Annotated in this window: 3 protein-coding genes; 1 reads left to right on the forward strand and 2 read right to left on the reverse strand. The window is 67.9% G+C overall.

Features of this window, described 5'->3' with window-relative positions; translation table 11 throughout:
- A partial coding sequence (locus ACZ7IB_RS37170) for a hypothetical protein (protein ID WP_470918818.1) occupies positions 1–278 on the forward strand: 278 nt, incomplete at its 5' end.
- Between the two features lie 112 nt (positions 279–390).
- Here ACZ7IB_RS37170 and ACZ7IB_RS37175 read toward each other — a convergent pair.
- Together ACZ7IB_RS37175 and ACZ7IB_RS37180 are read right to left on the reverse strand one after the other, a co-directional pair.
- Positions 391–774 carry a hypothetical protein gene (locus tag ACZ7IB_RS37175; RefSeq protein WP_470918819.1) on the reverse strand — a complete coding sequence of 128 codons (384 nt, stop codon included), beginning with the start codon at positions 772–774 and terminating at the stop codon, positions 391–393.
- Entirely contained in the window at positions 774–3,188 is a 2,415-nt protein-coding gene (locus ACZ7IB_RS37180) for a helicase associated domain-containing protein (protein WP_470918821.1), read from the reverse strand. Before ACZ7IB_RS37180 ends, ACZ7IB_RS37175 begins: the two co-directional genes overlap by 1 nt.
- Between the last annotated feature and the right edge of the window lie 565 nt (positions 3,189–3,753).

Here is a 3,753-nt window from a genome sequence, read left to right on the forward strand (position 1 = left end):
GCACCTTCGAATACAGCGGCACACCAGGCGTCTGGTACAAGGTGCGCGGCACGACCGAACGGATCTTCACCAGCCCCACGACGCTCTACGCCACCGATACCACCGGCGGGAAGCTTCAGGAGTACGACCGGTCCAAGAAGACCTGGACCGCTATCGGCGATCCCCCCAGTTCCTTCGCTGCGACAAAGGACCGCCTCTACAGCGTCAGCGCAGACCTCTCCAGCGTCTACGAATACTCCAGCACACCAAGAGCCTGGTCCCCCATCGGCAGCCCCTGACCAGGCGTGCGTCTCGAAGCACCCCGGGCCGCACAGCGCGCCCCGGGCCCTGCTCATCAGCCTTGTGCCGCCGCCGACTCCAGTCCGAGTGCGGCGGCACGGCCTGGTGGACTCACCGGTCGTCGGGTGCGCTGCTCACCCATGCGATCGGTTGCCCCTCGCTGTTGTGGCCCCAGTGCGGTTCCTCCATCGATGTCTCGTGGCCGTCATCCAGGACACAGATCCGGCCCCAGTGGCCGTGCTTGCCGATCCCGGTGAGCCGGTCCGCGTCGCCATCGCGCACGGCCTGCTCGTAGCAGTCCTTGAACGGCTGAAGGCGGGCGCACAACTCCATGCCGAGCTCCGTCTCCGCCGCCTCGATCTGTGCCCTCGCCTGCTGCACCTGCGGGTCGGACAGCACGAACGAGATGACCTTGTCCGCCTCCGCGAAGGCATTGGTGCGGACGTGCCGTTGTACGGCTGCCTGCACGCGCTGCTCTTCTTCGCGTGCGGCCATCACACTGCTCCTTCCTCTGCCGCTGCTGCCCATTCCAGCCCGAGCGCGGCGAGCTGCTGGAGCTTGTCCGCGGTGAGCTTGGCCCGGCGGCTCTTGCTGTTACTCAGGAACACCCCCAGTTTCACGAGGTGTTCCTGTCCGTCGATCACGATCCGCTCCTCGTGGCCCCTGGGGACGGTCACAGAGCTCGTACGCGCCTTGTACTGCGCCAGGGCTGCCACGCCCCGCTCGAAGGCTCCCACGGGCGTCGCGGACGGCTTCGCCAGCGCTTCCAGCTCTGCCGCCATCGGCACGACGCCGATGACCTCCAGGCGCTCGCGCTGCCCGCCGGTCAGGGCTGCCCAGACCTCCGGCTTGCGCTGCCTGGCCAGCCACTTCCCGATGTCCATCCCGTGGACGGTGACGCCCGGCTCGATGTACGCGAGGATGCTCTCCTCCGCGAGCATCTCCCGCACCACGGCGAAGTGCCGCTGCCACTCCGGTGACCATGACGGGTTCCAGTCCTCGTCCACCGCCTTCAACGCCGTCTCCCACTCCGGGTGCCCGTCCAGCGCACCGGGCCGCCGCAGGTTGGACAACCACTGCCCCACCGGCCGGTCCAGCGCCGTCGCGGGCCGGGGCGCGCAGAGCGTCCAGTGCTGGTCGTAGTACGCCTTCGCGGCCTCCAAGTTCTCCTGGAACCGCTCATCGGCCGGCGACCAGACCATGCCCAGCTTCTCCAGCCGTCCGGCGCGCTGGCCGGTCATCTGCCCGGCCCCGTACGCCCGTCGCTGCTCCGCGACCCACTGCCCGAGCGGGTAGGCGCCCTCCTTGTGCCCGTACGGAACGCGGGCGTGAAGCTCACGCTCGGTGAACTTCTTGAGCGACGCCCAGCCGCGAGCCCAGTCCTGCTTCTCCGTGTCGATCACGTTGAAGGAAATCCAGTCCGCGACCATCACCGGGTCACGCGGAGCCGAAAAACGGAGCAGGAGGCGGGTTTCTTCCTCTCCGTCCTCGGGCTTTGCGCCGATGTACTCGGACGGCTGCGCCACGTCCTTCTGAGGCTCCTGTGGAATCGCAAGCAATTCCACGGCCTCTTCGTCGTGCGCGCGCAGACCTTCCAATACCTTCACCAAAGGCCGGTACGATCCCGAGGTGAACATATCCTCCGGCTGTTCATCGGGCTGGAGAAATACCGGAACGATCAGAGAGGCGAGTTTCCCTTGCCCCGGCTTCTGACGGAGCGCCCGGCCGATGGCCTGGACGATGTCGTGCGGGGCGCCCTTGGGGTCCAGGAGGGCCACGGAGTCCACCGCGCGGATGTCGACGCCCTCACCCAGGACACGGCAGTTCGAGAGCACCGCGCGCCGGGCAGTGGAGCCGAACTGCCCCAGCACGTCGCGCCGGCGCTCGGGCACGTGCTCCCCGCACAGCCAGTCCGCCCACACCGTCGACGGGTACTTCTCCGGCTGGTCCGCGTGCAGCCGCTTGGCCACCCGCTCCAGGCCCTCCGCGTACGCCGCGGCCTCTATCGTCCGGTGGTGGAAGGTGATGCACGTCTGGAGCTGGTGCTGCTCCATGGTGTGCAGGAGCGCCGCCTGGAGCGCCCCGAGCCGCTGCCCGCGCACCTCCTCACCGCGCCGCTCCTCGCCCATGAGGCGCTCCGGAGTGACGACCGGGTCCTGGAGCTCCAGGACGATGATCTGGTATCGCGCCAGCAGGCCCCGCGAGACGGCCGACGCCAACGAGAGCTTGTAGAGCACCGGCCCGAACACGGCCTCGTCGTCCATGGAGGCCGCCATCTCCTTCGGCAGCGCCTCGCGCACCCCCTCCGCGACCTCCCAGTTCGGCCGCTCCTGCCAGATCCGCGGCGTGGCCGTCAGGTACAGCCGGCGGTGCGCCGGGATGACGTGCTGGTTGTGGATGTCGGCCCACGCCTTACCCATCGAGCCGGACGTCCGGTGCGCCTCATCCACCACGGCGAGGTCCAGCGGGGCGAGCTGCTGCCCGTAGACGCCCTCGAACGCCTCCGCCAGCACCCCCAGCGACGCGTACGTCCCGAAGATGGTGACGGGCCCCTCCCCGTGCCACAGCGCCAGCTGCACCGGGTTGGTGGTGGATCGCACCTTGAGGTTCCACAGCTCCGGGTCGTCGCTGAGGCTGCACACCGCGACCGCCGGCCCCGTGTGCCCGGCCCCGCGCCACGCCTGGACGGTCTGGGTCAGGAGATCCAGCGTCGGCACCAGAACGAGAATGCGGCCCTTAGGCACAATCCGCTTTGCCGAGGCCGCAGCGATGATGGTTTTCCCTGTTCCGCACGCGGCGTGCACCTGCCCACGCAGGCCATTGACAGGAATGCCGCCCGGCGGGATATCGAGACCGCGCACAATGGCGGCAACGGCCTCGATCTGGTGGTCACGCAGTTTCACGGCCATTTCCCGTGTTCTCCTTTTCGCGGAATCGGCGCGCAATCAGAAAAGAAAATCCGACGCGGCGCGAGGGGCCGGGGGTTCTGCTGTCTGTACCCAGATGCTACACAGCCAGGACCCGTGATGCATCACCCGCGTGGCATGTTCGCCCTGTAGGCTGATACTTGGCTGAATCTCGCCCCGCTCGCACAGTTCATGCGGTATGCTGGCGGGGTATTGGTGAACGTGAGCGGCCGGTTTTGAGGGTGGGGGAGGGGTTCGGGTGGAGCGCAGCCCGTCACTGCGGGGGGCCGGCACTCTGTCAGGCCGACGGTCCGTCACCCTCGTTGTGGGGGGTGCCAGCTGGGATCCCAGTCGCTACACAGGCCCGCATGTGATGCACCCTCACCCCGTAGCCAGCCCAGGAGGCCCGCTTGCGGGACTCCCCTCAATTCGCGCTTGCGCGAATTGACACTCTTTTAGAATTCCGTTTACGGAATTCTATTCCCGCGCTTGCGCGGGAATTTGAATTGCGCTTGCGCAATTCGCACTCTATGCCCCGGCTTGCCGGGGCATAGCCCGCTCCGCGGGG

The sequence above is a fragment of the Streptomyces sp. NPDC037301 genome, from assembly GCF_055602785.1.